At 39.0% G+C, this 24203-nt stretch carries 19 protein-coding genes; 11 read left to right on the top strand and 8 right to left on the bottom strand.

Features of this window, described 5'->3' with window-relative positions; genetic code table 11:
• Nucleotides 1-20: 20 nt before the first annotated feature.
• Both GGR42_RS12905 and GGR42_RS12910 read left to right on the top strand, forming a co-directional pair.
• Entirely contained in the window at nt 21-1226 is a 1206-nt protein-coding gene (locus GGR42_RS12905; RefSeq protein ID WP_167964851.1) for a glycoside hydrolase family 27 protein, read from the top strand.
• A gap of 51 nt (nt 1227-1277) precedes the next feature.
• Nucleotides 1278-1970, top strand: coding sequence for an NUDIX hydrolase (locus GGR42_RS12910; protein ID WP_209023997.1), 693 nt, complete (start codon nt 1278-1280; stop codon nt 1968-1970).
• Nucleotides 1971-2066: 96 nt separating this feature from the next.
• On the opposite strand, the gene katG is transcribed toward GGR42_RS12910, so the two are convergent.
• A complete protein-coding gene (gene katG, locus GGR42_RS12915) occupies nt 2067-4298 on the bottom strand; it encodes a catalase/peroxidase HPI (RefSeq protein ID WP_167964853.1) in 2232 nt (743 codons plus the stop codon).
• 487 nt (nt 4299-4785) lie between these two features.
• On the opposite strand from katG, the gene GGR42_RS12920 reads away from it, so the two are divergent.
• The 4 genes from GGR42_RS12920 to GGR42_RS12935 all read left to right on the top strand — a co-directional run bounded on the left by GGR42_RS12920 (nt 4786) and on the right by GGR42_RS12935 (nt 7634).
• Complete coding sequence (locus GGR42_RS12920) at nt 4786-5241, top strand: DUF1772 domain-containing protein (RefSeq protein WP_167964855.1); 456 nt, start codon at nt 4786-4788, stop codon at nt 5239-5241.
• Between the two features lie 223 nt (nt 5242-5464).
• A complete protein-coding gene (locus GGR42_RS12925) occupies nt 5465-6358 on the top strand; it encodes a hypothetical protein (protein ID WP_167964857.1) in 894 nt (297 codons plus the stop codon).
• A gap of 215 nt (nt 6359-6573) precedes the next feature.
• Nucleotides 6574-7140, top strand: a complete 567-nt coding sequence (locus tag GGR42_RS12930; RefSeq protein ID WP_167964859.1) for a Crp/Fnr family transcriptional regulator — start codon at nt 6574-6576, stop codon at nt 7138-7140.
• A 56-nt stretch (nt 7141-7196) separates the two neighbouring features.
• Nucleotides 7197-7634, top strand: coding sequence for a DUF1330 domain-containing protein (locus tag GGR42_RS12935; protein ID WP_167964861.1), 438 nt, complete (start codon nt 7197-7199; stop codon nt 7632-7634).
• A gap of 132 nt (nt 7635-7766) precedes the next feature.
• Here GGR42_RS12935 and GGR42_RS12940 read toward each other — a convergent pair whose 3' ends face one another.
• The 3 genes from GGR42_RS12940 to GGR42_RS12950 are packed head-to-tail and all read right to left on the bottom strand — an operon-like array spanning nt 7767 to nt 10326.
• Nucleotides 7767-8642 carry a sterol desaturase family protein gene (locus GGR42_RS12940; protein ID WP_167964863.1) on the bottom strand — a complete coding sequence of 292 codons (876 nt, stop codon included), beginning with the start codon at nt 8640-8642 and terminating at the stop codon, nt 7767-7769.
• 7 nt (nt 8643-8649) lie between these two features.
• Nucleotides 8650-9105, bottom strand: coding sequence for a monoheme cytochrome C (locus GGR42_RS12945; RefSeq protein ID WP_167964865.1), 456 nt, complete (start codon nt 9103-9105; stop codon nt 8650-8652).
• Nucleotides 9106-10326, bottom strand: a complete 1221-nt coding sequence (locus GGR42_RS12950) for a sulfite oxidase (protein WP_167964868.1) — start codon at nt 10324-10326, stop codon at nt 9106-9108.
• A 180-nt stretch (nt 10327-10506) separates the two neighbouring features.
• On the opposite strand from GGR42_RS12950, the gene GGR42_RS12955 reads away from it, so the two are divergent.
• Nucleotides 10507-12195 carry an ABC1 kinase family protein gene (locus GGR42_RS12955; protein ID WP_167964870.1) on the top strand — a complete coding sequence of 563 codons (1689 nt, stop codon included), beginning with the start codon at nt 10507-10509 and terminating at the stop codon, nt 12193-12195.
• A 44-nt stretch (nt 12196-12239) separates the two neighbouring features.
• Here GGR42_RS12955 and GGR42_RS12960 read toward each other — a convergent pair whose 3' ends face one another.
• The gene (locus GGR42_RS12960; protein WP_167964872.1) at nt 12240-13025 is read right to left on the bottom strand and encodes an SDR family NAD(P)-dependent oxidoreductase; all 786 of its coding nucleotides are present in this window, start codon (nt 13023-13025) and stop codon (nt 12240-12242) included.
• A 37-nt stretch (nt 13026-13062) separates the two neighbouring features.
• Nucleotides 13063-14127: a sugar phosphate isomerase/epimerase family protein gene (locus tag GGR42_RS12965; RefSeq protein WP_167964874.1), complete on the bottom strand. Its 1065-nt coding sequence runs from the start codon at nt 14125-14127 to the stop codon at nt 13063-13065.
• Between the two features lie 285 nt (nt 14128-14412).
• Between GGR42_RS12965 and GGR42_RS12970 the strand changes: the two genes are divergently transcribed.
• Genes GGR42_RS12970 through GGR42_RS12980 form a run of 3 tightly spaced genes read left to right on the top strand, consistent with a single transcriptional unit; the run spans nt 14413 to nt 20077 of the window.
• On the top strand, nt 14413-16143 hold the full coding sequence (locus GGR42_RS12970) for an IlvD/Edd family dehydratase (protein ID WP_167964876.1): 1731 nt from the start codon (nt 14413-14415) through the stop codon (nt 16141-16143).
• A 12-nt stretch (nt 16144-16155) separates the two neighbouring features.
• Nucleotides 16156-17493, top strand: coding sequence for a GntP family permease (locus tag GGR42_RS12975; protein WP_167964878.1), 1338 nt, complete (start codon nt 16156-16158; stop codon nt 17491-17493).
• 43 nt (nt 17494-17536) lie between these two features.
• Nucleotides 17537-20077: a PVC-type heme-binding CxxCH protein gene (locus GGR42_RS12980; RefSeq protein WP_167964880.1), complete on the top strand. Its 2541-nt coding sequence runs from the start codon at nt 17537-17539 to the stop codon at nt 20075-20077.
• Nucleotides 20078-20085: 8 nt separating this feature from the next.
• On the opposite strand, the gene GGR42_RS12985 is transcribed toward GGR42_RS12980, so the two are convergent.
• Nucleotides 20086-20655 carry a gluconate 2-dehydrogenase subunit 3 family protein gene (locus GGR42_RS12985; RefSeq protein ID WP_167964882.1) on the bottom strand — a complete coding sequence of 190 codons (570 nt, stop codon included), beginning with the start codon at nt 20653-20655 and terminating at the stop codon, nt 20086-20088.
• Nucleotides 20656-20657: 2 nt separating this feature from the next.
• Nucleotides 20658-22364, bottom strand: a complete 1707-nt coding sequence (locus GGR42_RS12990; protein ID WP_167964884.1) for a GMC oxidoreductase — start codon at nt 22362-22364, stop codon at nt 20658-20660.
• Between the two features lie 250 nt (nt 22365-22614).
• On the opposite strand from GGR42_RS12990, the gene GGR42_RS12995 reads away from it, so the two are divergent.
• A complete protein-coding gene (locus tag GGR42_RS12995) occupies nt 22615-24102 on the top strand; it encodes a cytochrome C (RefSeq protein ID WP_245201471.1) in 1488 nt (495 codons plus the stop codon).
• The last annotated feature ends 101 nt before the right edge of the window (nt 24103-24203 follow it).

Genomic DNA, 24203 nt, shown 5'->3' on the forward strand with positions numbered 1-24203 from the left:
TTATAAAAATACAAAAAACCATGAGAAAACTAACATTTCTTTTATTTATACTATTAATTAATGTACTACAGTCACAAAAATTTGACAATCTAGCTCAAACTCCTCCTATGGGATGGAACAGCTGGAACACTTTCGCTACCGATATCAATGAGGAACTGGTAAAGGATATTGCCGATGCTTTTATTGACTTGGGATTAAAAGATGCTGGGTACGAATATATTGTTCTGGACGATGGATGGTCCACTAGGGAACGGGGTGAGAATGGAGAACTGATTGCCGACCCCAAAAAATTTCCATCTGGAATGAAGGCCCTTGCAGACTACATTCATTCCAAAGGATTAAAATTTGGACTTTATAATTGTGCAGGCTCAAAAACATGTGCAGGATACCCTGGCAGTCGTGGGCATGAATATCAAGATGCCAAAACCTATGCCTCTTGGGATGTGGATTATTTAAAGTATGACTGGTGCAACACAGGGAAATTAAATGCGGAAGAAGCTTATATTACCATGAGGGATGGTTTAAAAGCAGCAAAAAGACCTGTTGTTTTCAGTATTTGCGAATGGGGTGACAATGAGCCATGGAAATGGGGCAAGGACGTAGGCCATCTTTGGAGGGTAACTGGAGATATTACCCCATGTTGGGACTGTGAATTGGGTCATGGCAACTGGTCTTCTTGGGGAATATGGAAAATCATTAACATGAGAAAAGGCATTAGAGAGGCTTCCGGACCTGGGCATTGGAACGATTTTGATATGATGGAAGTCGGTAATGGTATGACCCAAGGTGAAGACCGAGTGCATTTTGGTATGTGGGCCCTTTTTGCATCACCATTAATTATGGGGAACGATTTGCGAGCCGCCTCAAAAGAAACCTTGGAAATATTGACCAACAAAGAGGTCATTTCGGTAAATCAAGATCCTTTGGGAATCCAAGGCTTCCGGTTTATGAACGAGAACGACATTGAAATTTGGATAAAACCTCTGGCAAATGATGGATGGGCCATTAATTTTGTGAATATGAGCGAATCTAAAAAGGAACTTAATTATGATTGGAAAAAGGAACATATTGGGGATAATACGGTAAACAGAAATCTTGAGGTGGATAAATTCACTTACGAAATTAGGGACTTGTTCAAAAAACAAGATCTTGGCACTACCAAGAACAATCTTAAAGCTACCATTGAAGGCCATGACATTTTAATGGTCAAATTGAAGAAAAAATAAACCAAACCACATAACTTGCAGCCAAGCTCTTAATTTTTAAGCCATATAGTTTTGGGAATAAATAATTACAAAAATGAAGACAAATTAATTGTTGCGGTTGACTGTATAATTTTTGGGTTTGATAAGGAAAAATTAAAGGTCTTGCTCATACAACGTGCCTTTGAGCCAGAAAAAGGGAAATGGTCCTTAATGGGAGGTTTTTTAAAGAAGAACGAAACCTTAAATGAAGCCGCCCAACGTGTTTTAAAAAACCTTACCGGACTCAGTGATATTTACATGGAGCAATTGGAAGCTTATAGTGAGGTAGACCGTGATCCTGCAGAAAGAACCATATCCATAGCTTTCTCGGCCTTGATCAATATAGAAGAACATGATAAGGAATTGCAGCAACAGTATTCCGCCCAATGGTTTTCCATAGATTCCGTTCCCCATTTAATCTTGGACCATGACCTTATGTTGGAAAGGGCCATGAGGAGACTGCGCTATAAAACAACAACACAGCCCGTTGGCTTTGAACTGTTGCCAGAAAAATTTACCATGTTGCAACTACAAAGATTGTACGAAGCCATTCTTGGAAAAAAGCTGGACAAGCGCAATTTTGTAAGCAAAATAAACTCCTTAAAAATTGTAAAGCGTTTGGAAGAAAAAGACAGAACTTCTTCCAAAAAAGGCTCTTTCTTATACCAATTTGATGAGGCAAGGTACCGTAAAAATCTTGTCAGTGGTTTTGATCTTAGATTTTGAACAGTTCTATAGTATTAGCTGGCAGAACAAAAAAAGATGGCCCATTTCTGAACCATCTTTTTAACCTAACTATATAACTGATTGTATTAATCCAAATTAAAAACGATCAAGGTTCATTACCTTGTTCCATGCTTTTACGAAATCTTTTGCAAATTTCTCTTTAGAATCTTCACAAGCATATACCTCAGCAAGTGCTCTCAACTCCGAGTTAGAACCAAAGATAAGATCTACTCTGGTCCCTGTCCATTTAACCTCGCCTGTTTTACGATCACTTCCTATAAATACACTATCATCATCCGTAGTGGCTTTCCAAGTAGTTCCCATATCCAAAAGGTTTACAAAGAAATCGTTGGTAAGTGCTCCAGGATTGCTGGTAAACACCCCATGCTTGGAACCATCATAGTTTGCATTCAACACACGCATACCACCCACAAGAGCAGTCATTTCTGGTGCTGTAAGTGTCAATAATTGTGCTTTGTCTATTAGAAGTTCCTCTGCGGCAACATCATACTTGTCCTTTAAGTAGTTACGGAAACCATCGGCAAGTGGCTCCAATGCCTCAAACGCTTCTGCATCTGTCTGTTCTGCCGAGGCATCTGTACGCCCTGGAGCAAAAGGAACTGTAATGTTCTGGCCCGCATCTTTGGCCGCCTTTTCAACAGCTGCACTTCCTCCAAGAACAATTATGTCTGCCATGGACACTTTCTTATTGCCAGCTTGCGCCTCATTGAACTCTTTTTGAATACGACCAAGCGTATCCAATACATTTGCCAATTGCTTTGGATTGTTTGCTTTCCAGAATTTTTGGGGTGCCAAGCGTATACGTCCTCCATTTGCACCACCTCGTTTATCCGAACCTCTAAAAGTAGAAGCTGATGCCCAAGCTGTAGAAACCAATTCTGCAACAGATAGTCCTGATGCCAAAATATTTGCTTTTAAACCAGCGATATCGGTAGCATTGATTACTTCATAGTCCACTGCAGGGATAGGATCTTGCCAGATCAATTCCTCTTGTGGCACTTCTGGACCTAAATAACGGTCTTTTGGCCCCATGTCACGGTGTGTTAATTTAAACCAAGCTCTAGAATAGGCATCTGCAAATTCCTCTGGGTTCTCTAGAAAATGTCTTGATATTTTTTCGTAGGCAGGGTCCATTCTTAAAGAAAGGTCCGTGGTCAACATAAACGGCGCATGTGTTTTTGTAGGGTCATGTGCATCTGGTACGGTACCTGCACCTGCATTGTCCTTTGGTTTCCATTGGTGTGCCCCTGCTGGGCTCTTTGTTAGCTCCCACTCATACCCAAATAGGTTTTTAAAGAAAGTATGGCTCCATTTTGTTGGTGTATTGGTCCAAGCCCCTTCTATTCCACTGGTAATGGTATCTGCACCTTTACCACTTCCAAAGCTATTGTTCCAACCCATACTTTGGGCCTCTATACCAGCTGCCGCAGGTTCTGCCCCAACATATTCATCTGGATTGGCAGCACCATGGGTCTTACCAAATGTATGGCCACCAGCAATCAATGCTACAGTTTCATAATCGTTCATGGCCATTCGTCCAAAAGTCTCACGTATGTAATGTGCAGATTCCACTGGATCAGGGTTTGCATTGTGTCCCTCTGGGTTCACATAGATCAATCCCATATGTGCGGCACCCAAAGAATTTTCCAATTGGTCTTTTGCGTAACGCTCTTTGTTGCCCAACCATTCGGTTTCTGCACCCCAATACACATCATCTTCTGGTTGCCAAACATCCTCACGGCCTCCTGCAAAACCAAACATTTTTAATCCCATGGACTCATGTGCACAATTTCCTGCCAAAATCAATAAATCTGCCCATGATAATTTCTTTCCATATTTTTTCTTGATAGGCCAAAGTAAGAGACGCGCCTTATCCAAGTTGGCATTATCTGGCCAGCTGTTTAGGGGAGCAAAACGTTGTTGCCCGGCTCCAGCTCCACCTCTACCATCTTGTATACGGTAGGTACCGGCACTATGCCAGGCCATACGTATAAAGAACGGACCATAGTGACCGTAATCTGCAGGCCACCAGTCTTGGCTATCGGTCATTAGTTTGTATAGATCTTCCTTAACCGCTTTTAAATCCAAGGATTTAAATTCTTCTGCATAATTAAAGTTTTCATCCATTGGGTCTACCATGGATGAGTTTTGTCTTAGGATACTTAAATTTAACATGTTGGGCCACCAGTCGCGATTTGTGGTACCCCCACCCGCAACATGTTTCATGTCACCACTTAAAAAGGGGCATTTTCCACTAGATTCGTTAACATCCCATGCCTCACCATGACTGTTATTATTGTTATCCATAATTAAAATGATTTTTAGATTTGATTTTTATATAAGTTCACACTCTCAAATTTACCCAAATATTTTACGGCTTCTGGTAAGATGGTTATATATTTAATTTAATTCACTATCAATAATATCTATGAATAGTGAAAAAACAACATCCAAAGTCCAGGATTGTTGGTTAAGATTCCTTAATCGGAGCTGAATTCTCATTTCCGAATGACCAACTAAGAGACATTTTGAACCAAGCAAAGCGAGTGTGAGAAATCTTTGTTTTTTTTATTTTCCCCCGATGTATCAGGGTCTAAATACCACATTTTTAATCCATATTCCATAGAAATAGAACTGCAATTAACAATAAATCAATAGATAAGCTATACATTTATATTAGATATATAGATCATATAATTTATATTCAATTGTTGGTAGTAATTTGGTACGGTAAAGGAACATTCAGCATTCAAAAAACTTAACGCAACAAATCTAAATAGTTAAATCAATAAAAATGACAACACAAATTATTCGATTTAGTAACATACTGATGGCAGCATTGGTAGCTGGAACAATCTTTGGAATATGGATTGGATATAATCCAATGGATTTATCTGCCGCAACCTACATTGAACAACAACAGAATATAATTATAGCCTTAAATGATATTATGCCAATATTGGGACTGATTACAATAATATTGACATTGGCTTCTGCATTTCTACGGAGAAAAGAAAAAATGGCCTTTATACTCCTGTTAGTGGCAAGTGCTTTTTTGATTTTTAGCGGCCTCATAACCAAATTTGGAAATCAACCGATTAATAGTATTGTAATGACCTGGGATTTGAAAAGCCTTCCAAATAATTGGATGGAACTAAGAAGCAAGTGGTGGTTTTACCATGAAATAAGAACCTTGACCGCCTTTATTGGTCTTTGTCTCATTGTATGGACAAGCATGAAAAAAGATTAAAAACTACTACCAACAACGCACCCTATGAAACATAGCTAATACAGGCTTCCCGAGAGGTTTTAGTGTGTTTGCAAAGACAGCCAAATTTAAAAATTTGGCTTTTTGAGAATTTAAAAGAAACAATTAAAAATTCGGCTCTGTGTTTAACCGTAAAGTAGGTGTGTAAATCCGCTACTATTCTTATACTCATCGTTAGGGCTAATTTAAAAACCTAAGAAATTTAATGACGCTTATTGTTGCAAAAATCAAAGAAGATAAAATCAAAATCGTATCTGATTCCAAAATAACAGACGAAGCAGCAGTAAGAAATAATCCTCTTTTTGGAAATCTCAAAACGATAATTCTAAGTCCAGATACTTGCATTGGATATGCTGGTAAAGTCTACTTTGCAGAAAAAGTATTGGACGAATTTTATGGCGAAAAAATCAAAAACTTCAAAGAACTTTTTAATAGATGTGGTCAATTACATCATGAATCAAACTTTAAAACAGATTTTATTCTCGCTACCCTATTTGATAATAAACCAGTTATTTATAAAATTTCAGAAGGTAAAATGTTTTTAGACCATATCAATTTATGGATTGGAGATATAGAAGGGTTTAATAAATATCAAAGTGAATATCATAACAAAAAAAATACAAATAAAGCAGATTTTGCAAGAATGGATATTGCATTTTCTGAAGTTATCAAAGATGAAAAAATACCGTCTGTAAGTGACTTTAGAATTGGAATCGACACAGTATTTCATGAAGAATTAAAATCATTGATTTTTATATATGAATTTAAAGCAGAGTTTAGCTTTGCCAATCAAATTATAAAAGCTCGCTCTGGCAAACAACTTAATCCAATTAAAGTTGGTGGAGCTGAGATTGGCGGATATGGCATCTGTTATTTGAGGTCGGTTAACGTATATGAACCAGGAGTAGCAATTCATTTCCCTCAAGGTGGTTTTGGAATGCTATTTTGTCCGAAAATAAATCATAATAAAGCTATTATTATAAAAGAAAATGATGGAGAAGGTTTCGCTAAAAAAGTATGGAGTTTATATAAAATTGCTTTAGAAGGAATTGTATTGAAAGACGGATTTGCTTTTAAATATATAGTGAATAAAAACTAGCCCTAACAATGCCTAAACGTAATGCGGACTTTAGGGCAAATACGAAAGGTCTGTGTATATTTATAAAGTCGCCAAATCTTTTGGATTTGGCAATTAAAAAAGAAAAAATAATTACAAAACAAAAAGCTCTGGCTCGCAGACCAGACGGAAACAAAAAGTTTCCTTGCCTGCCCTACTTGCCATAGCTGCAACGTTAGGTGTAATTACTCACAAAAATGAAAAATTTCCTTATAAATAACTTTGAAATTTCAGAATCTGATGCTGAAGTATTCTCAGCTTCTTTTGAAAGAATAGATTTAATTAAGGGTGAGAAATTTGTAGACTTCGGTAAAGTTTCTAATAGAATTGGATTTGTTGAGAAAGGGCTTTTAAAGTGCACTTTAATTGGAAATGACAAATCAGTTATTGATGACTTTGTATTTGAGAATCAGTTTGTAGCAAATTATTATAGTTTTTTAAGACAAAAAAAATCAAATAAAGAAATAGTTTGCCTAAAAAACTCTAAGCTAAGAATAATAACTAGAAAGAAACTTGACGAATTAGCAAATAAACATTCATTTATAAAAAAAATAGCTAGACAAGTATCTGAACAACTATTTATTTCCACAGCAAAAAAACTTGAAGATTTTAGACTTTTGAACGCTGAAGAAAGATATTCAAAATTGGTTAAAATGAATAAAAGGTTTATAACCGAAATTCCACAATATGAAATTGCCTCGTACTTAAATGTAAGTCCAGAAACAGTAAGTCGAATTAGAAATAAGTTTACACTTCCTTCTTGATGTACATCAATGAATATTTGTAATATTAGTATGAAATTTGTGGAAAATTATAAAATATGAGTAAGTACATTAATGCAACAGAAGTAGCTGGCAAAGAATTCTATTTAGATTTTCTTCAAAAAGGAAAAATTGTAATGCTGAACTTGCTAAAGTTCCGACAAAAGGCTGACTATACAGATTTGGAACAAATAAAACCCGAAGAAGAAGTTAGCGGAGAAAAAGCGTACGAATTGTATATGAAAAGTACATTGCCAGAATTAAAAAAATCGGGCAGTCGAATAATCTATTATGGAAAAAGTAATGATTTTCTAATCGGACCTGAATCTGAAAAATGGAATGCTGTTTTAATAGTTGAGCACGAATCCGTCTTGAAGTTTATGGAGTTTTCTAAAAGTAATGCTTATTTAAATAATGTAGGTCATAGAACCGCTGGATTAGAAGATTCTCGATTATTACCAACTTCTGAAATAAAAACTACACCTAACAGTGTATAAAATTAATTGCTAGTTCTAGCCTACTTACGAAAATCCTAGCGGATTTTCTATTCGGTTTGTATTTGCTAAATTAGGTGCTTAAACAACACAACTAATCTTAAACAAAACCGATAACAAACCTTCCCAAAACCTCTATTTTTTAGGTTTCCAAAAACCGTATAAATTTTGGTGTACAAAATCTTTTGGGAAATGCTCCTCACCCTTAAAACCCAGCTCAATTTTGCCGCTGTCCTCTGGGATGTAATTGGTCTTAAAGATGTAGTCCCACAAACTTAGACTTATCCCAAAATTTACACCATAGGTGCCCTTGGGCAAGGTATAGGCATGGTGGTACAAATGCATTACGGGGTTGTTAAAAACATACTTTAACGGGCCCCAGGTAATCTTAATATTGGAATGGTTAAAATGCCCAATGGCAATGGCTATAAAATGTACAATAAAGGCCTGGCTGGGCTCAAACCCACCCAAGATCATGACCCCAAAAGTCTTTAACGGCTTGTAGAGTACATTTTCCATCCAATGGTAGCGCAAGTGTGCCGCAAAGCCCATTTCTTTTACACTATGGTGCACCTTATGAAAATTCCACAGCACAGAAAACCTATGCAACAGTACATGGGTGAACCACTGTACAAAATCCAGGACTATAAAAAACACCAACAACTGCACCCACATGGGCCATGCCGCAATATCCACTATGGCCAAGCTTTTTGCCGTTATCCCAATATCTTTAAAGAGTACTTTTAATACCTCATAAAACCCACTTATAACAATGGAAAAAAGAAAGAAGTTAAAGAACATATAAAAGGCATCCAACCAAAAATCCTTTCTAAAAATAGCCTGTTCCTTTCGCCATGGAAAGAGGATTTCCAACCCCCAGACCACTAAAGAGATTATAATAAGCCCCCAAAAGTAATTGGTGTACCAAGGTACCTCCAACACTATGGATTTCCAGGTCCAATTTACGGAACCCATAAAGGCATTGGTAAAGGCGTCTATATATTTTTCCATTTAAAAACTACTTATCGTTTAAGGTGTACCACTCCACATTGGCAAGGTTTTGTCTCCTCCCCTTTTTATCTGGGGCGTAGTGGGTTGCCAAATAGTTTACTATTAGTTCCTCATTTTCTCCCAAAGGCCATAGGTTTTGGGTCTCTTGCATCCACCTAATAGTGGCCTGCCACTGCTCCTTGCTCATTCTATTTTGGGTCACCAATTTGGCAGAATGGCAGGTGGTGCAATTTTGTACCACTTGGTCCAACCCCTCCGCATCCACAAAACCGGTACGCACATGGATGCCATTTTCTATTTTATCCAAGTCTTCCTCCAAGCCATTTACATCTACCACTTCTTCGGCATCCATAACTTTGGGGGCACCTTCCCTAGTAACAAAATAATAGATTCCTCCCAGAAGTAGGGAGACAATTACCACTAGGTTCAAAAGCTTTGATTTTATATTTTTATTTGTCCCCATTTAGCTCACTTTAATTGCAATCCTATGGCAGGCATTGTTTAAATATCCTTTGGGGTTCCAGCCCGGCAATACCATAGGTTGGGCAACTCCGTTGGAATCTGTTGCCCTTGCCCAAACTTCATAATATCCTTTTTTGGGAAACGCAATGGAAGCAGAGAAACGCTGCCATGCGAGTCGGTTACTGGCAGGCTCCAGTTTACAGGTTTTCCATGTTGCTCCAAAGTCTATGGAATAGTGCATTTCTTTTACCTGCAACTCCCCGGCCCATGCATGCCCCCTAATGTTCAACTTTTTGTTCTGTTCCAATACAGCACCTGTTTTTGGGTAGGTAATCAAGGATTTTACGGGCATGGATTCTATGATGCACATATCCTCATCTTCCACTTTTTCACCGGGAGCCACCGTCTCACAGGGTACGCGATACGAGCTTCCTTCCATTTTTTCACCATCGTGTACTTTGTTCCGAACGCTAATGCCATTTATCCATTTCCCCGATGCAGATGCCGGCCAACCCCCTGCCACCAAACGTAACGGATACCCATGTGCCAAAGGAATATCTTCCCCATTCATTTTAAAGGCCAATAAGGTTTCATCCTGCAGGGCCTTTGCCATAGGGACGCCCCTGGAAATAGGTTCTTTATTGGGGTCCCTGCTTAAATGGACATCGGCAGCATGGTACCCAATATAGACCGCATCACCTTTTACGCCCACATCTGCCAAAACATCTTTTAACCTAACACCTGTCCACTCCGCACAAGAAACCGCACCAATGGTCCATTGGTTTCCCTTGGCTGGTGGATTAAATTCGCTCCTACCGTTTCCACCGCATTCCAATGTTAATTGATAGGTATAGTGTTTAAACTTGGATTTCAACTCCGCTAAGGTGTAGGTTTTTGATTTGGATATGGCCTCTCCATTAAAAGTTACGGACCAATTGGCGACATCAATCTTTTCTGGAATCAACCCATTGTTTCTTATGAACATGTACTTATTGGGTGTAACGGCATCATCCAGTAAATGGGCCTGGGCCTCCATGTTCCATGGCTTATCGTTCAACACCACCATTTGTGGGTCTTTGTTGAACATTTTAAAAGGGTCTGGGTCTTGCAATGCCAATGGGGAATACCCTTTTGGCATGGTAGCCCCAAAAACGATTTCCATGCCCAACACAGTGAACACAGAGGTTTGTGCGGTTTTCTTTAAAAACTTACGACGTTCCATGAAAAGAATTAAGATTGAATTTTTAAACTTACGAATAATTATCAATCCTAAAAGTAACAAAAGTTACCCTTAAAATTAATTAATGGGAAAACACTTCTTTGGCCCCATATCCTGATAATTATCATTTTACTTCACCTGCCATGAAACTACTTTTGTATGTAACGTTCTAGAACAAGACCCATGGCAATAGCAGGCATCCGTTTCCATAAGACAGAAATAAAGAGATACAACAAACTTTTAAGTGTATTGATGAAATACGGATTTAAAGATATTGTTGCAAATTCCGATTTAAAAAAATACATCCCCAAATCATTTTTGACCAGTCATAAGGAGTTGGACAAAAACCTCTCTTTTTCCAAATATGAACGGGTGAGAATGGTGTTGGAAGAATTAGGGCCCACCTATATTAAACTTGGACAGATTTTTAGCAATAGGGAAGATTTGTTTCCCAAGGAGTTGACCACAGAGCTGGAAAAATTACAGGATCATGCTCCGCCTTTGGAAAATTTTAGCGTGATACAAACAGTTGAAGAGGAACTGAACATAAAGGCCAGTGACCATTTTGAATACATTTACCCAGAACCTTTGGCGGCAGCTTCTTTGGCACAGGTACACAAGGCCATACTTAAAAATGGGGATTTGGTCATCCTAAAAATCCAACGACCAAATATTACGGAAACCATAGAATCCGATATCTTAGTCATGAAGCAATTGGCAAAAAGCCTTGCCAAGTACAGTGAACAGGCAAAATCTTTTCAACCCCAAGAGATAGTCAACAGCTTTGAAAAAAGCATTAAGGAAGAATTGCGTTTTTCCAGAGAATTGAACAACGTAGAAAGGTTTGCAAAAAATTTTGAAAACAATACTTTGGTGTATGTGCCCAAAATATACCGGGACCTATCCAATGACCATATTATTTGTATGGAGTATATAAATGGCATTAAAATATCCAACATAGAAGAAATAGATGCCATGGGGATAGATAGAAATGCGCTGGCAAAAATTGGGGTGGACCTTTATTTGGAACAAGTATTGGAGCATGGATTTTTCCATGCAGACCCGCATCCTGGAAATCTATTTTTGTTACCTGGACTTGGGAAAATATGTTTTGTAGATTTTGGAATGATGGGAAGCCTAACATCTACAGATAGTGAACTGTTGGAAGACCTATTATTCAGTTTCGTAAAAAAAGATGCCTCCAAAATTATTGTTACCGTTGAGAAAATAGCGCTTACCTCTAACATTCCAAACCGGAAGAAATTGGAAAATGACATCAATGAGTTTTTACATGAAAGTGAAAATTATGTCACGCTAAAGGATATTAAATTGAACGTTACCCTAAATGAATTCAAAAAAATATTATCCCATAACCAAATTATACTGCCCCATTATTTTTATATGCTCATTAGGGCATTGATCATTATAGAGGCATTGGGGCAAAAATTAGATCCTGAGTTCAATATCCTAGACAATATTAAACCCTATTTACAGAGCATAGGCCTTAAAAGGATAAGTCCCAACCGTATTCTAAAAAAGAGCATTAAACGGTTTCAAAATCTAAATAGATTTATTGATACCATTCCAGATGACTTAGACTCCATAATTCAAAAAGTAAAAAAAGGGGAGCTAAAAGTGGTTCATGACATCAATGGTCTGGACGCCTTTAGAACTACCCTTAATATAGCCAGTAACCGTGTAGTTCTTGCCATTATACTGGCAGCGCTTTCCATTGGCTCTGCCCTGCTGGTCATTGCGGATATGCCCCCAAGAATTTATGGTGTCCCAGCACTAGGGTTGATTGGGTTTATAATCTCAGGAATCTTGGGGTTGATAGTAATCTATTCCATCATTCGAAAGAAAATTTTCTAAATAAACACCACTCAACCGTGTTGCTGCTCAGTCCTGTTTCCGGTTTATTTAGCTGTCCATCCACCATCTACCGTCAACATAGACCCTACCATATAACTGGATGCGTCACTGGCCAAGAAAATGGCAGCTCCTTGAATTTCTTTTAATTCTCCCCATCTGGCCAAAGCAGTTGCCCCGACAATAAAATTTTTGGCTTCTGCGGTCCCCGCAATGGGAATGTTCATTTCCGTTAAGAACGGCCCTGGACATATGGCATTTACATTGATGTTAAAAGGAGCCAGTTCCAATCCCAATGCTCTGGTCATTTGTACCACGGCGCCTTTACTGGAAGCATATGGAGTTCTATTGGATAGACCCACCAATCCCAAGGTACTGGCCATATTGATGATACTGCCCCTGCCCTGTTTTTTCATATAGGGGGTCACCGCTCTACAAGCGTTCCATGTACCGTCCACATTGACTTTCATTACTTGGGCAAAATCTTCCTGGGCCAATTCATCAATAGCCCCACGAATATTTATCCCGGCACTATTGATAAGCACATCCACACTGCCAAATTCATCCACAATGGATTTTGTAACCGCTTCCAATTGCGGTAAATTGGTCACATCGGCCGCGTAGGCTTTTGCTTTCACTTTAAAATCTTCCACCAACTGCTTCGCAGCTTCTTCACCTTCTTTTAGGTTTCTGTTCACCAACATTACGTTGCACCCTGCAGATGCAAGTCCGGCACCCATAGCCAATCCAAGTCCTTTGGACCCTCCCGTTATTAAAGCTACTTTCCCTGTTAAATCAAATTGTTTTATTCCCGGCAATACTGTGTCTGACATATTTTACTATTTGGTTGATTGGTATTTGGTTTTTGGTTTAACTAAAGCCATAATGCTCTTTGGCATAAACCAGAGATGTTCGGTTGTTCTCAACTTCCAAAGCAAGTTGTTCTTCTACCGATCTATTGGACACTCTTGGCAATGACATGGTTTTATGCCTCCGAATTTTTTTAATGTACTGGGCCAATTCCATGGCCGATATTTTATCGAATGTTGCCCAATACTTATCTGTAAGTATAGGAATTTTCAATGGATCTCTGGTAATCATTTCCAGATTAAATTTTATTTCTGGGTTGTGTTTTCTAATGGTGGAAATCATTCCATCAATATCCAAAAAGCCATCCCCAAGGTTTACTTCCGACATTAAAAAACCATCTTCATATTCTTCCACGGCCATATCCTTTAAATGTACAGTAAAGGCATAGGGAGCAAGGGCTTCCACTACCTCCATTGGGTCTTCCAACAAGGAGATATTGTTTCCTGTATCCAGGGTTACACCAATCCACTCACTATCCACTGCTTTAAGGATTTCAAGGAAATCATCCGCTCTCCAATCTTTATGGTTTTCTACGGCCAGTTTCATTTTATGTTTTCTTAAAATAGGCTCTGCCCGTTGAATGGATTCCAACGATTCCTTTCTAAATATTTGAAAGGCTTCCATGGTATCAAAATTTTCATAGCGGCGGCCTGACAAACAAACCGTTCGTATAACGGTAACACCCATTTCTTTGGTTTCCACTACCTGCGCTTCAAAATTTGCCAATTCACTATCGCTTTTTGGAAGTCTTATCTGCCCTTCCATAAAAAATTCCAATTCATCCAAACGCTTTCTGATCTTTTTTGCCAATTTGGAATCCAAACTGTGCATGGTCAATTGTGCGCCCCCAAAACCAAGGGAATCAAAGTGATCTATCATATCCAAAGCATTGGTAAACTGGGGATATTTTACACTTTCCAGTTTTCTATATTTTCGTAACATATAGGAAGCTTCCGCTACCCCAAATCGGGTTTCTGGGTCCAAGGATGGAAAAATTGGAAAGATGGGCATGGACATGGCAAGTGTGCCAGCCACTGAATTTTGGATGAATTTTCTACGCTTCATGATGGGTGGTTTAGGTGATTATGGAATACATACCAAAATACCATTTTTTTTTCCAACCCCATAATATTTCACTTGTGAAAATGAGTACATTACATAAATTAAAGAAAACTCTTCAATATATTGATTTCTATACGTACAAAGTCTTATCGTGAAACATCAAATTAAAGATTAGCACAAAAAAATGCTATTCCCATTTTTTTTAATGATATAAAGATGATAACTTAATCGTGTTAATAAAAACTAACCCCTTTTATTGCATTATTTACAAAATACCAATCAACCAAAATGAGTAAAAAAAATCAACCCAAATTAAGAAGTCAGGAGTGGTTTAACCCAGATGATGAAAAGCAGGGATTTATCCATCGTTCATGGCTTCGCAACCAAGGATATCCCGATGATTATTTTAGAGGTCGCCCCGTAATTGGAATTTGCAATACATGGTCAGAACTTACTCCATGTAATGGACACTTGCGCGAGTTTGCAGAATTTGTAAAAAAGGGCATTTTAGAAGCAGGAGGTGTTCCTTTTGAGTTTCCGGTTACAAGTACCGGTGAAACCATTATGAGGCCTACGGCCATGCTCTTTAGAAACTTGGCAAGTATGGACACCGAAGAAACCATAAGGGCCAATCCCTTGGATGGTATTGTGCTATTGACCGGTTGTGATAAAACTACACCTTCCACGGTCATGGGAGCATGCAGTGTGGACTTACCAACCATTGTGGTTCCCGGAGGTCCCATGCTAAATGGAAAATACAAGGGAGAACTTATTGGTTCTGGAACTTTTGTATGGCAATTAAAAGACAAAATACAAAATGAAGGCTTTACTCCAGAAGATCAAGTAGAGGCAGAAATATGCTCCTCCCGAAGCGCTGGACATTGTATGACCATGGGAACGGCATCCACAATGGCATGTATGGTAGAATCCCTTGGACTTACCTTACCTGGAGCAGCAGCCGTACCAGCAGTTGATTCAAGAAAAAAAGTATTGGCCCAGCTTTCTGGAAGACGCATAGTGGAAATGGTAAAAGAAGACCTTAAACTATCCAAAATCCTTACCAGGAAAGCTTTTGAAAATGCCATAAAATTAAATGCCGCGGTAGGCGGATCGACCAACTTTATTGTCCACTTATTGGCCATTGCCGGTAGAATTGGAGTAGAACTCAATTTAAAGGACTTTGACAACCTGGGAAGTAAAATTCCACTCCTTGTAAATTTAATGCCCTCAGGAAAATTTCTAATGGAAGATTTTTTTGATGCCGGAGGATTGCCTGTGGTTATCAAACAAATGAAAGAGCATCTTCATAATGAAGCCATTACGGTAAATGGAAAACCCATTGGCGAAAATAATCAAAGAGCAGAATGTTATAATCCTGAGGTAATTGCATCCATTGACCAACCTTTTTTAGAGGAAGCAGGCATTGCAGTGCTCTATGGCAACCTATGTGAAGATGGCGCGGTCATTAAACCTTCTGCAGCTACTCCGGAATTAATGTCCCATACAGGGAAAGCGGTAGTTTTTGAAACCATTGAAGATTTCCATGAAAAAATTGATGACCCCAACCTGGATATAGATGAAAACAGTGTCATGGTACTTAAAGGCGTGGGTCCTGTTGGTTATCCCGGTATGGCCGAAGTTGGCAATATGGAACTACCAGAAAAAATATTAAAGAAAGGTATTAAGGATATGGTCCGTATTTCTGATGGAAGAATGAGCGGAACCGCTTATGGCACCGTGGTACTCCATATCTCCCCAGAATCATCAATTGGAGGATTATTGGCATTGGTAGAGTCTGGCGACAACATAATATTGGATGTACCCAACCGAAAACTTCATTTAGATGTTGATGAAGCAGAACTTAAAAAACGAAAAGCTGCATGGACACCTCCCAACCCTATCATGGAAAGAGGCTATGTTAGCTTATATACCAGATCCGTACAACAATCCCATCTTGGTGCCGATTTTGATTTCTTGGTGGGAAAATCTGGCTCAGAAGTAACTAGAGACGCACATTAAACCACCAATCCTATGATGTCAATTGTATTATTATTACTCAGTATTGCATTTATTATTTTACTTACCGTAAAACTTAAGGTGCATCCATTCTTGGCCCTTTTGGCCGCAGCAATTTTCTTTGCCCTTTTCTCCGAAATGAGCCTTGAGACCATGGTACAGTCCATTAATGATGGCTTTGGAGTAACCTTGGGAAAAATAGGAATTGTTATTATTCTTGGTGTTATCATTGGGGCTTTTTTAGAGCATTCCGGTGGTGCTTACAAATTAGCAGAGGTTGTCCTAAAACTAATTGGAAAAAAACGTGTCCATGAAGCCATGGCCATAGTTGGCTTTGTTGTTTCCATTCCTGTATTTGCAGATAGTGGATTCATAATCCTAACGCCGTTAAATAAAAGTTTGACAAAAAAAGCCGGGTTGTCCATTGCAGGAACTGCAGTAGCATTGATCTTGGGTTTAATGATCACCCATGTTTTGGTACCCCCTACTCCAGGTCCCATTGCAGCAGCAGGAATTATTGGGGCAGATGTTGGCCTGGTTATGCTCATAGGATTGGCACTTGGTGCCCTGGCGTTGATAGTTGCCATTATTTATTCCAAGAAGGTAGCCGCCAAAACATATATTGACCCAAACCCAGAAACCTCTGAAGAGGAAATCAACGAAAAATTAAAACAAGCTCCAAGTGCCATAAAATCATTCTTGCCCATATTAATTCCCATTCTACTTATCATAGGTAAATCCTTAATGGAATTTAGCTTAACAGATGTACAGCAAGAAGCGGGATGGGCAAAATTCATTGGTTTTATTGGCTCTCCCATTATTGCATTGTTGATAGGCATGTTGTTTGCATTGTTGCTTCCCAAAAAACTGGACAAAGAAATTCTTTCCACTACGGGATGGGTTGGCAAAGCTATGGGTGATGCCTCCAATATTATTTTAATAACAGGTGCTGGTGGAATTTTTGGAACCATACTACAAAACAGTGGTATTGCCACCACTATGGCCGAAACATTATCAGGCGCAAGTTTGGGGATTTGGTTGCCTTTTTTGCTATGTGCAGCAATTAAAACAGCCCAAGGATCCTCTACGGTTGCCCTTATTACAACAGCTTCCATAATCGCTCCTATGTTGCCCTCCCTAGGTTTTGTCTCCGAAATAGACAAAGCGCTGGTAGTTGCCATAATTGGAGCTGGAGCTATGGTAGTATCGCATGCCAATGACAGTGGATTTTGGATTTTGACCCAATTCTCCAATATGGATGTTAAAACTGGATACCGACTATACACCCTTGGAACTTTTGTAGTGGGTATATCCATGGCATGTTTTGTATTTATTGCATCTTTTATTCTCTAAAGCGGTATAGCTGTGTGACAAAAACCTTTTAAAACCAATTCCTATGTTAAAGAACATTCATCCATTTCATATTCGATATATGATATTCTTTGGCATACCCATGTTCCTTTTAGGTTGCCAACAACCTTCCCTTGATCCTTCTCCTCCCCTATCCCCATCCGATGCCCTAAAATCCTTTGTGCTGGCCGAAGAAGATTTACAGATAGAATTGGTGGCATCCGAACCTCTGGTGCAAGATCCAGTTGCCATTACATTCGATGAAGGTGGAAGACTTTGGGTTGTGGAAATGTTGGGCTTTATGAAGGACATTGATGGAACAGGGGAAAAGGACAAAATAGGGAGGATATCCGTTTTATTTGATGATGATGGTGATGGAAAAATGGATAGAAGCACTATATTTATAGATAGCCTTGTTCTGCCCAGGGCAATTGCCGTAGTGAAAGGCGGAGCACTGTTTGCGGAGAATTTTCCCTTATGGTATGCCCAAGATACAGATGGAGATTTTGTAGCGGATTCCAAAATATTAATTGACTCAACTTACGGAGGCATTGGCATGCCAGAGCATTCTGGCAATGGCCTTTGGCGAGGCTTGGACAATTGGTATTACAATGCCAAATCAAAATCCAGATATAAAAAAATTAATGGTGAATGGGTTAAAGACCCCACCGAGTTTAGAGGACAATGGGGCATTAGCCATGATAATGCCGGGCGTCTGTTTTACAACTATAATTGGTCACAGCTACATGCCGATTTGGTACCGCCCAATGCGCTACAAAACAATAAAAACCATGTTCCCTCCAGTGGTATTGATCATGGACTAACATTGGAGCGGGAAATATATCCCATTAGAAGCAATACGGCCGTAAACCGAGGTTATGTTCCGGGTACTTTGGACGATGAGGGAAAGCTGTTGGAATTTGCGTCTGCCTGTGGCCCATTGGTCTATCGTGGAGATGCAATGCCCAATACTTTTTTGGGTGATGCCTTTGTTTGTGAACCAACGGCCAACCTGATCAAACGAAACAAGGTTTTTGAAAATGGATTTATGCTCAGTGCCAAAGGCGCCTATGATAAAAGAGAGTTTCTTGCTTCAACCGATGAACGCTTTAGGCCCATTTCTCTTGCTTCTGGTCCAGATGGGGCATTATATGTAGTGGATATGTACAAAGGTATTATTCAGCATGGGCCCTATATGACACCTTATTTACGTGAAATTACATTAAACCGAAAACTGGATAAACCTATTAATATGGGGCGTATTTGGCGAATTACCAGCAAGGAAAAAACACCTAAAATTACCCCTCTTTCCTCCATGTCCTCTACTGAACTTGTTGCCCAATTAGGAAGCCCAAATGGTTGGACCAGGGATATGGCACAACGTCTTTTGGTTGAACAAAACGACCCCTCTTTATTTCCAGAATTGGAACAAATGGTCTCCAGTGGCAATCCTTTGGGCCAATTGCATGCTTTATGGACTTTGGAAGGTTTAAAGTATACCCATGCTGAAACCTATATTTCCGCACTTAGCACAAAAGATTCAAAAGTAGGCCAAGCAGCCTTAAGGCTTTTAGTAAACTTAATTCCTGAACAGCCAAAAGTAAAAGAAGCCATTGAAGAGTACGTTGAAAATAATTATCAAAATGCCCCTCCAATGGTGCAAATGCAAATGGTTCTGGCCAGTAACGAGATGGAAGAAGAAATTGCATTTTCCATTATAAAACAATTCTTAGAAAGTTATGGTGAACTACCCGTTGCGAGGGATGTAGCCATGAGTAGTCTGGAGAATAGGGAATCCAATCTTTTAAAGTATTTGCTCACCGAAAAAACGTGGAAGGACTATAATCAAAACAGGGAGATATTTTTAGAAATGTTGGTGACGGCAATCACCAGAAAAAAATCAACCCATGAGATTAACCAATTGTTCCATACCGTTGAAAGTTCTAAAGCAGAATCAGAAACATGGGTCAAGACTGCCATCATAAATGGGATGTTAAATTATGGCCGGACCAATGATACCCTAAAAATCAACTTAGCCGATAGGCCCAATTTGTTTAGGGATACAAACATGGCGGGTGTAGATAACCAACTACAAATAGATAATTTACAGAACCTTTTTACATGGCCAGGAAAACCAGAAAAAGTTGAAACTACTACATCCCTGGCACATGAAATTAATGAAAATGTATATGCAACGGGAAGGCAAAAATACCTTAACCTTTGTGCCAGTTGCCATGGCACCCAAGGAGAGGGTATGGCAAGGTTTGCCCCACCCTTAAAGCAATCTGAATGGGTCACCGGCGAAGATTATAAATTGACCATGATTTTATTGTATGGCATGGAAGGAACTGTGACCGTTAATGGTAAAAAATATGACATCCCAGAGATTCTTCCAAGCATGCCATCTTTCTCAACGCTTCAAAATGAGGAAATTGCGGCCATTATAACCTATATAAGAAACTCCTGGGGACATACAGCATCTGAAGTGAGCAGTAGAACCGTGGGTGGAATTCGCTTTAGAACCCAAGGTAAAATAACCCCTTGGAAAGAATCAGAATTGGACACCATTACTTTTGATGTAAAGTAAGATTTATTTTAAGCCCAAACCTTATCTCCTTTTTTGTATGGGATAACTGATTCATACTTGCCTGGAATAGGTACATATTCCCTTGCTATGGTCATACCAATCTCTGATGAAAAATATCCAGATATAGTTAAACCTTTTAAGTGGTCAAAATAATGCACAACAGGCTCATCCATACCTTCCTGTTCAAGGGCCAAGGCTGTGGCCTCTTCTTGTAAGCCTTGAAGAACATTAAATTTCTCATCAGAACTTAAACGTTCAAAAGAGCTATTGTACTGTTTTGCACAATAAGTATCCAACATATTAATACCATTTAGAATAATTTCTTGGTCTTCTGGCAAAAAACAGTCATTTATCATGACCACCATATAAGCTCCTATTTTTGCTTCCTTGGCCCCAGGGGATTCTGGAGTTGTAGGTACTATGGTTTCTCCTATTTCATCCAATAAAGGAATGTCTGCATCCGTTAATTCCGTTCTTAATACTGGCTTATATTCACAAGATTGTAAAATTCCAATAGGAAGTACCATGGCAGTACCTCCCAATAATGCAGCGCGTTGTATAAAGTCTTTCCTATTCATGGTTATAAGTTTCTTTTGTTTAATTCTTCAACAGCATAATTGGCAGCACGGGCTGTCATTGCCATATAGGTCAAGGATGGGTTTTGGCATGCGCTAGATGTCATACAGGCCCCATCTGTTACAAAAACATTTTCTGCACCCCAAACTTGGTTGTGTTTATTTAACACAGAAGTTTTTGGGCTTTTTCCCATTCTAGCGGTTCCCATTTCATGAATATTAAGCCCCATGTTTCTAGCTTGTTTTCGGTTCTCTATATTTTTGAACCCAGCTGTATCTAACATTTCCATGGCCGTCTGCACCATATCCTTTTCCATTGCCCGCTCATTTTCTTTTAGTTCAGCATCAATCTGTAAAATTGGCATTCCCCAATCATCTACCTTGTCCTTACTTAAAGTCACCTTATTTTCATGATACGGCAAGCACTCTCCCATACCTCCCATAGTAAACTTCCATGGACCCAAAGCGGTTAGATCTTCTTTAAGTGTTTTGCCAATAACCGTCTCACTAACTTCGGTACCCGCTCCTCTTCTGCCTCCACAGGAATAGGCATATCCTCTAGTAAAGGCTGTTTGTTTATCCTTACCAAAGTTTCTAAAACGGGCAATATAGGTACTGGTTGGTCTTCTTCCAGAATAATACTTATCCTCAAAGCCTTCAAACTCACCTTCTACCCTGGCATTGTAATTATGATCCATTAGGTTATGTCCCAATTCACCACTATCATTCCCAAGACCATCGGGGAAACGGTCAGATTTTGAGTTCTTTAAAATTAATGTTGTATTAAGAGTGGCCGCATTAACAAAGATAATTTTTGAATAGTACTCTATAATTTCTTTTGTATTGGTATCAATCACTTTTACACCTACTGCTTTTCCTTTTTTATCATCATATATAATGGAATGTACAACGGAAAACGGTCTCAAAGTCATGTTCCCCGTTTTCATTGCCGCAGGCAATGTTGATGAATTACTGCTAAAATATCCCCCAAAAGGGCAACCCCTTTCACATAGACTTCTATATTGACAGGGTCCTCTATCTCCTACTTTCTCCGTTATATTGGCCGTTCTAGCAATTATCAAAGGTCTATCCTCATAATTTTTTTTGAATAATTCTTTTACATGTTTTTCCAAGTAATTCATTTCCATCGGCTTCAAAAATTCACCATCTGGAAGTTGGGGAAGCCCATCTTTATTACCACTAATACCAGCAAATTTTTCTACATGACTATACCATGGGGCCAAATCTTCATATCTAATTGGCCAATCCACACCATGGCCATCGTTGGCATTGGACTCAAAATCCATTGGACTCCAACGCTGTGTATGCCTTGCCCACATTAAAGATTTTCCTCCAACTTGGTATCCTTTAATCCAATCAAAAGGTTTTACCTGTTCATACGGATGCTCTGCATCTTTCACAAAATATTGCTCAGTGGCCTCCCTAAAAGCATAACATTTGCTAATAATAGGGTTTGCTTCAGTTACACTTGTTGGTAACTGATTCCTATGGGGAAACTCCCATTTATGGGTATGGGCAGTAGAATAGTCCTTAATATGCTCTACATTTCTACCTCTCTCCAAGACCAATGTTTTTAGACCTTTTTCACTAAGCTCCTTGGCCGCCCAGCCTCCACTGATACCAGAACCAATAACAATGGCATCATATGTATTCTCTGCTGTGGCGGTAATATTTAAGTTTACTGATTTCATTTTTATTTTCTTCCTATATATTATTTACGCCAACTTTATCGTCTTCAACAAAAAAATATGTTTCCTAATAAAAGCCTTTTTCTTAGACTCGCTTTTTGGCACCTTCCAAGATAACAAATTCTAATTTGGCTAGAACAGGAAATTATATATTTATAATAGCCCTTACCTTTTGAGCGTAAATAGCTACATAAATAATTTGGTTTTTTTTTGCTACTTTAGAGAAACACAAATATTTATTAGTTCAATGGATATGAAAAAGAAAAAAATTGCCTTTTTCATTGTTCTGGGAAGCTTAGTACTTCTTGGTTTTCAGGTAGTTAACAACCAACTGCATTTATTACAATCGCCCGGAGCCGTGGTAGAAGATTATGAGGAACCAGATTACGAATTGGGAGCGGGACATATAGACTCCCTTATTCCTTATCCCAGTATAAAGAAGGGAGAGCGTACTCCTTTTGATCTATGGCGATATGGAGGAAAGGGTAAAAGTTCCTTTACAACACCAGAACTCCCAATGGCATGGAATGAATGGGTAGCTTTCCACAAAAAACAAAAACCTGAACTCATGGCCGATGTAAAAAAATATATGGCATCGCGTTTTGATTTCAATGGAAAGGTATATGATGGCAAAGTAATGTCCGGAGGTAGAAAACCAATTATGAAAGGCCCTATTGCCAAATTGCCAAAAGGTGTGGCTTCCTTTGAAAATTTAGCCAAGCTTTCGGCCAACGAAATTAAAAGCAAAGATTTGTTCCCGTTTAAGCCCTTGGCACATCCTCTGCAGTCAACAGCACACATGCTATTCCCTAATAGTTGGAACAAAGCGCATCCAGAACATAACAGGATTGATGTTGACCATGATTTCCCAGATGAATATTTACCGGAATTTCCTCCACCAATGTTTTTGTCCAACCATAAGGAATTAGGTGATGTAACAAAGGGAAGAGAAGTGACCATCGCCAATTACTATGAGATTTTTGATGGTTTGCTCACTCCTGAGCAAATGGAAGGTTTAAAAGAATTGTTACGTCCCACTCCTACCACATGGTTTAATCATACCAATCATAGGGTGACTATAGAACCGAGTGCGGGGGTCTCCTGTTTTTCATGCCATGTAAATGGGCATACCAATGGCGCTATAGAATTGGGACCAGATAGTAGACCTAACCTTGCAAGGTTAAGAACAGATACACCAACTATGCGAGGAAACTATAATTTAATGCAATTGTCTTCCAAACGGTCCATTAGAAGTATGGATCATTTTTCTGAAGTAGAAGAATATTTTGATGGTGACCCTGGAATGCAACAGCACATTGGCCCAAGAAGCCAACAAAGAGCAACCACAAATAGAATGGGAGATTTTAACTCCATGCTAGATTTTGGGCCTGCCCCCAAACTAAATGGCATGGGAGAATTAATTCCTGAAAAAGCTACCAAACAAGAACTATTGGGTGAAAAATTGTTCAAAGGAAAGGCAAAATGTGTTTCCTGCCATTATGGTCCTGCCTTTGTGGATGATTATATGCATGACCTAAAAGTGGAACGCTTTTATAAAGGACGCCCAGAAGGCCCAATAAAAACGTTTCCTTTAAGAGGTATCAAAGATTCCCCTCCCTATCTGCACGATGGTAGGTTGCCCACTCTGGATGACGCTACCGAGTTTTTTAATTTAATCTTTGAGTTGGACCTAACAAAAGAAGAAAAGAATGCTATTACTGCATACATGATGTGTTTGTAGGAAATACACTTTCAATATTATATAAAAAAGAGTGGTGTTTTTATATCGCTCTTTTTTTTGTTAAGATGCCAGAGCTACTATTCTTTTAAATGATTTTTATC

Origin of the sequence: Saonia flava, assembly GCF_011927795.1 — a bacterium.
In the GTDB taxonomy this organism is placed as follows: Bacteria; Bacteroidota; Bacteroidia; order Flavobacteriales; family Flavobacteriaceae; genus Saonia; species Saonia flava.

Excerpts from the sequence above, each read along its gene's own strand:
- GGR42_RS12905 (WP_167964851.1), top strand. The coding sequence starts at position 21 with ATGAGAAAACTAACATTTCTTTTATTTATACTATTAATTAATGTACTA.
- katG (WP_167964853.1), bottom strand. The coding sequence starts at position 4,298 with ATGGATAACAATAATAACAGTCATGGTGAGGCATGGGATGTTAACGAA.
- GGR42_RS12920 (WP_167964855.1), top strand. The coding sequence starts at position 4,786 with ATGACAACACAAATTATTCGATTTAGTAACATACTGATGGCAGCATTG.
- GGR42_RS12925 (WP_167964857.1), top strand. The coding sequence starts at position 5,465 with ATGACGCTTATTGTTGCAAAAATCAAAGAAGATAAAATCAAAATCGTA.
- GGR42_RS12930 (WP_167964859.1), top strand. The coding sequence starts at position 6,574 with ATGAAAAATTTCCTTATAAATAACTTTGAAATTTCAGAATCTGATGCT.
- GGR42_RS12935 (WP_167964861.1), top strand. The coding sequence starts at position 7,197 with ATGAGTAAGTACATTAATGCAACAGAAGTAGCTGGCAAAGAATTCTAT.
- GGR42_RS12940 (WP_167964863.1), bottom strand. The coding sequence starts at position 8,642 with ATGGAAAAATATATAGACGCCTTTACCAATGCCTTTATGGGTTCCGTA.
- GGR42_RS12945 (WP_167964865.1), bottom strand. The coding sequence starts at position 9,105 with ATGGGGACAAATAAAAATATAAAATCAAAGCTTTTGAACCTAGTGGTA.
- GGR42_RS12950 (WP_167964868.1), bottom strand. The coding sequence starts at position 10,326 with ATGGAACGTCGTAAGTTTTTAAAGAAAACCGCACAAACCTCTGTGTTC.
- GGR42_RS12955 (WP_167964870.1), top strand. The coding sequence starts at position 10,507 with ATGGCAATAGCAGGCATCCGTTTCCATAAGACAGAAATAAAGAGATAC.
- GGR42_RS12960 (WP_167964872.1), bottom strand. The coding sequence starts at position 13,025 with ATGTCAGACACAGTATTGCCGGGAATAAAACAATTTGATTTAACAGGG.
- GGR42_RS12965 (WP_167964874.1), bottom strand. The coding sequence starts at position 14,127 with ATGAAGCGTAGAAAATTCATCCAAAATTCAGTGGCTGGCACACTTGCC.
- GGR42_RS12970 (WP_167964876.1), top strand. The coding sequence starts at position 14,413 with ATGAGTAAAAAAAATCAACCCAAATTAAGAAGTCAGGAGTGGTTTAAC.
- GGR42_RS12975 (WP_167964878.1), top strand. The coding sequence starts at position 16,156 with ATGATGTCAATTGTATTATTATTACTCAGTATTGCATTTATTATTTTA.
- GGR42_RS12980 (WP_167964880.1), top strand. The coding sequence starts at position 17,537 with ATGTTAAAGAACATTCATCCATTTCATATTCGATATATGATATTCTTT.
- GGR42_RS12985 (WP_167964882.1), bottom strand. The coding sequence starts at position 20,655 with ATGAATAGGAAAGACTTTATACAACGCGCTGCATTATTGGGAGGTACT.
- GGR42_RS12990 (WP_167964884.1), bottom strand. The coding sequence starts at position 22,364 with ATGAAATCAGTAAACTTAAATATTACCGCCACAGCAGAGAATACATAT.
- GGR42_RS12995 (WP_245201471.1), top strand. The coding sequence starts at position 22,615 with ATGAAAAAGAAAAAAATTGCCTTTTTCATTGTTCTGGGAAGCTTAGTA.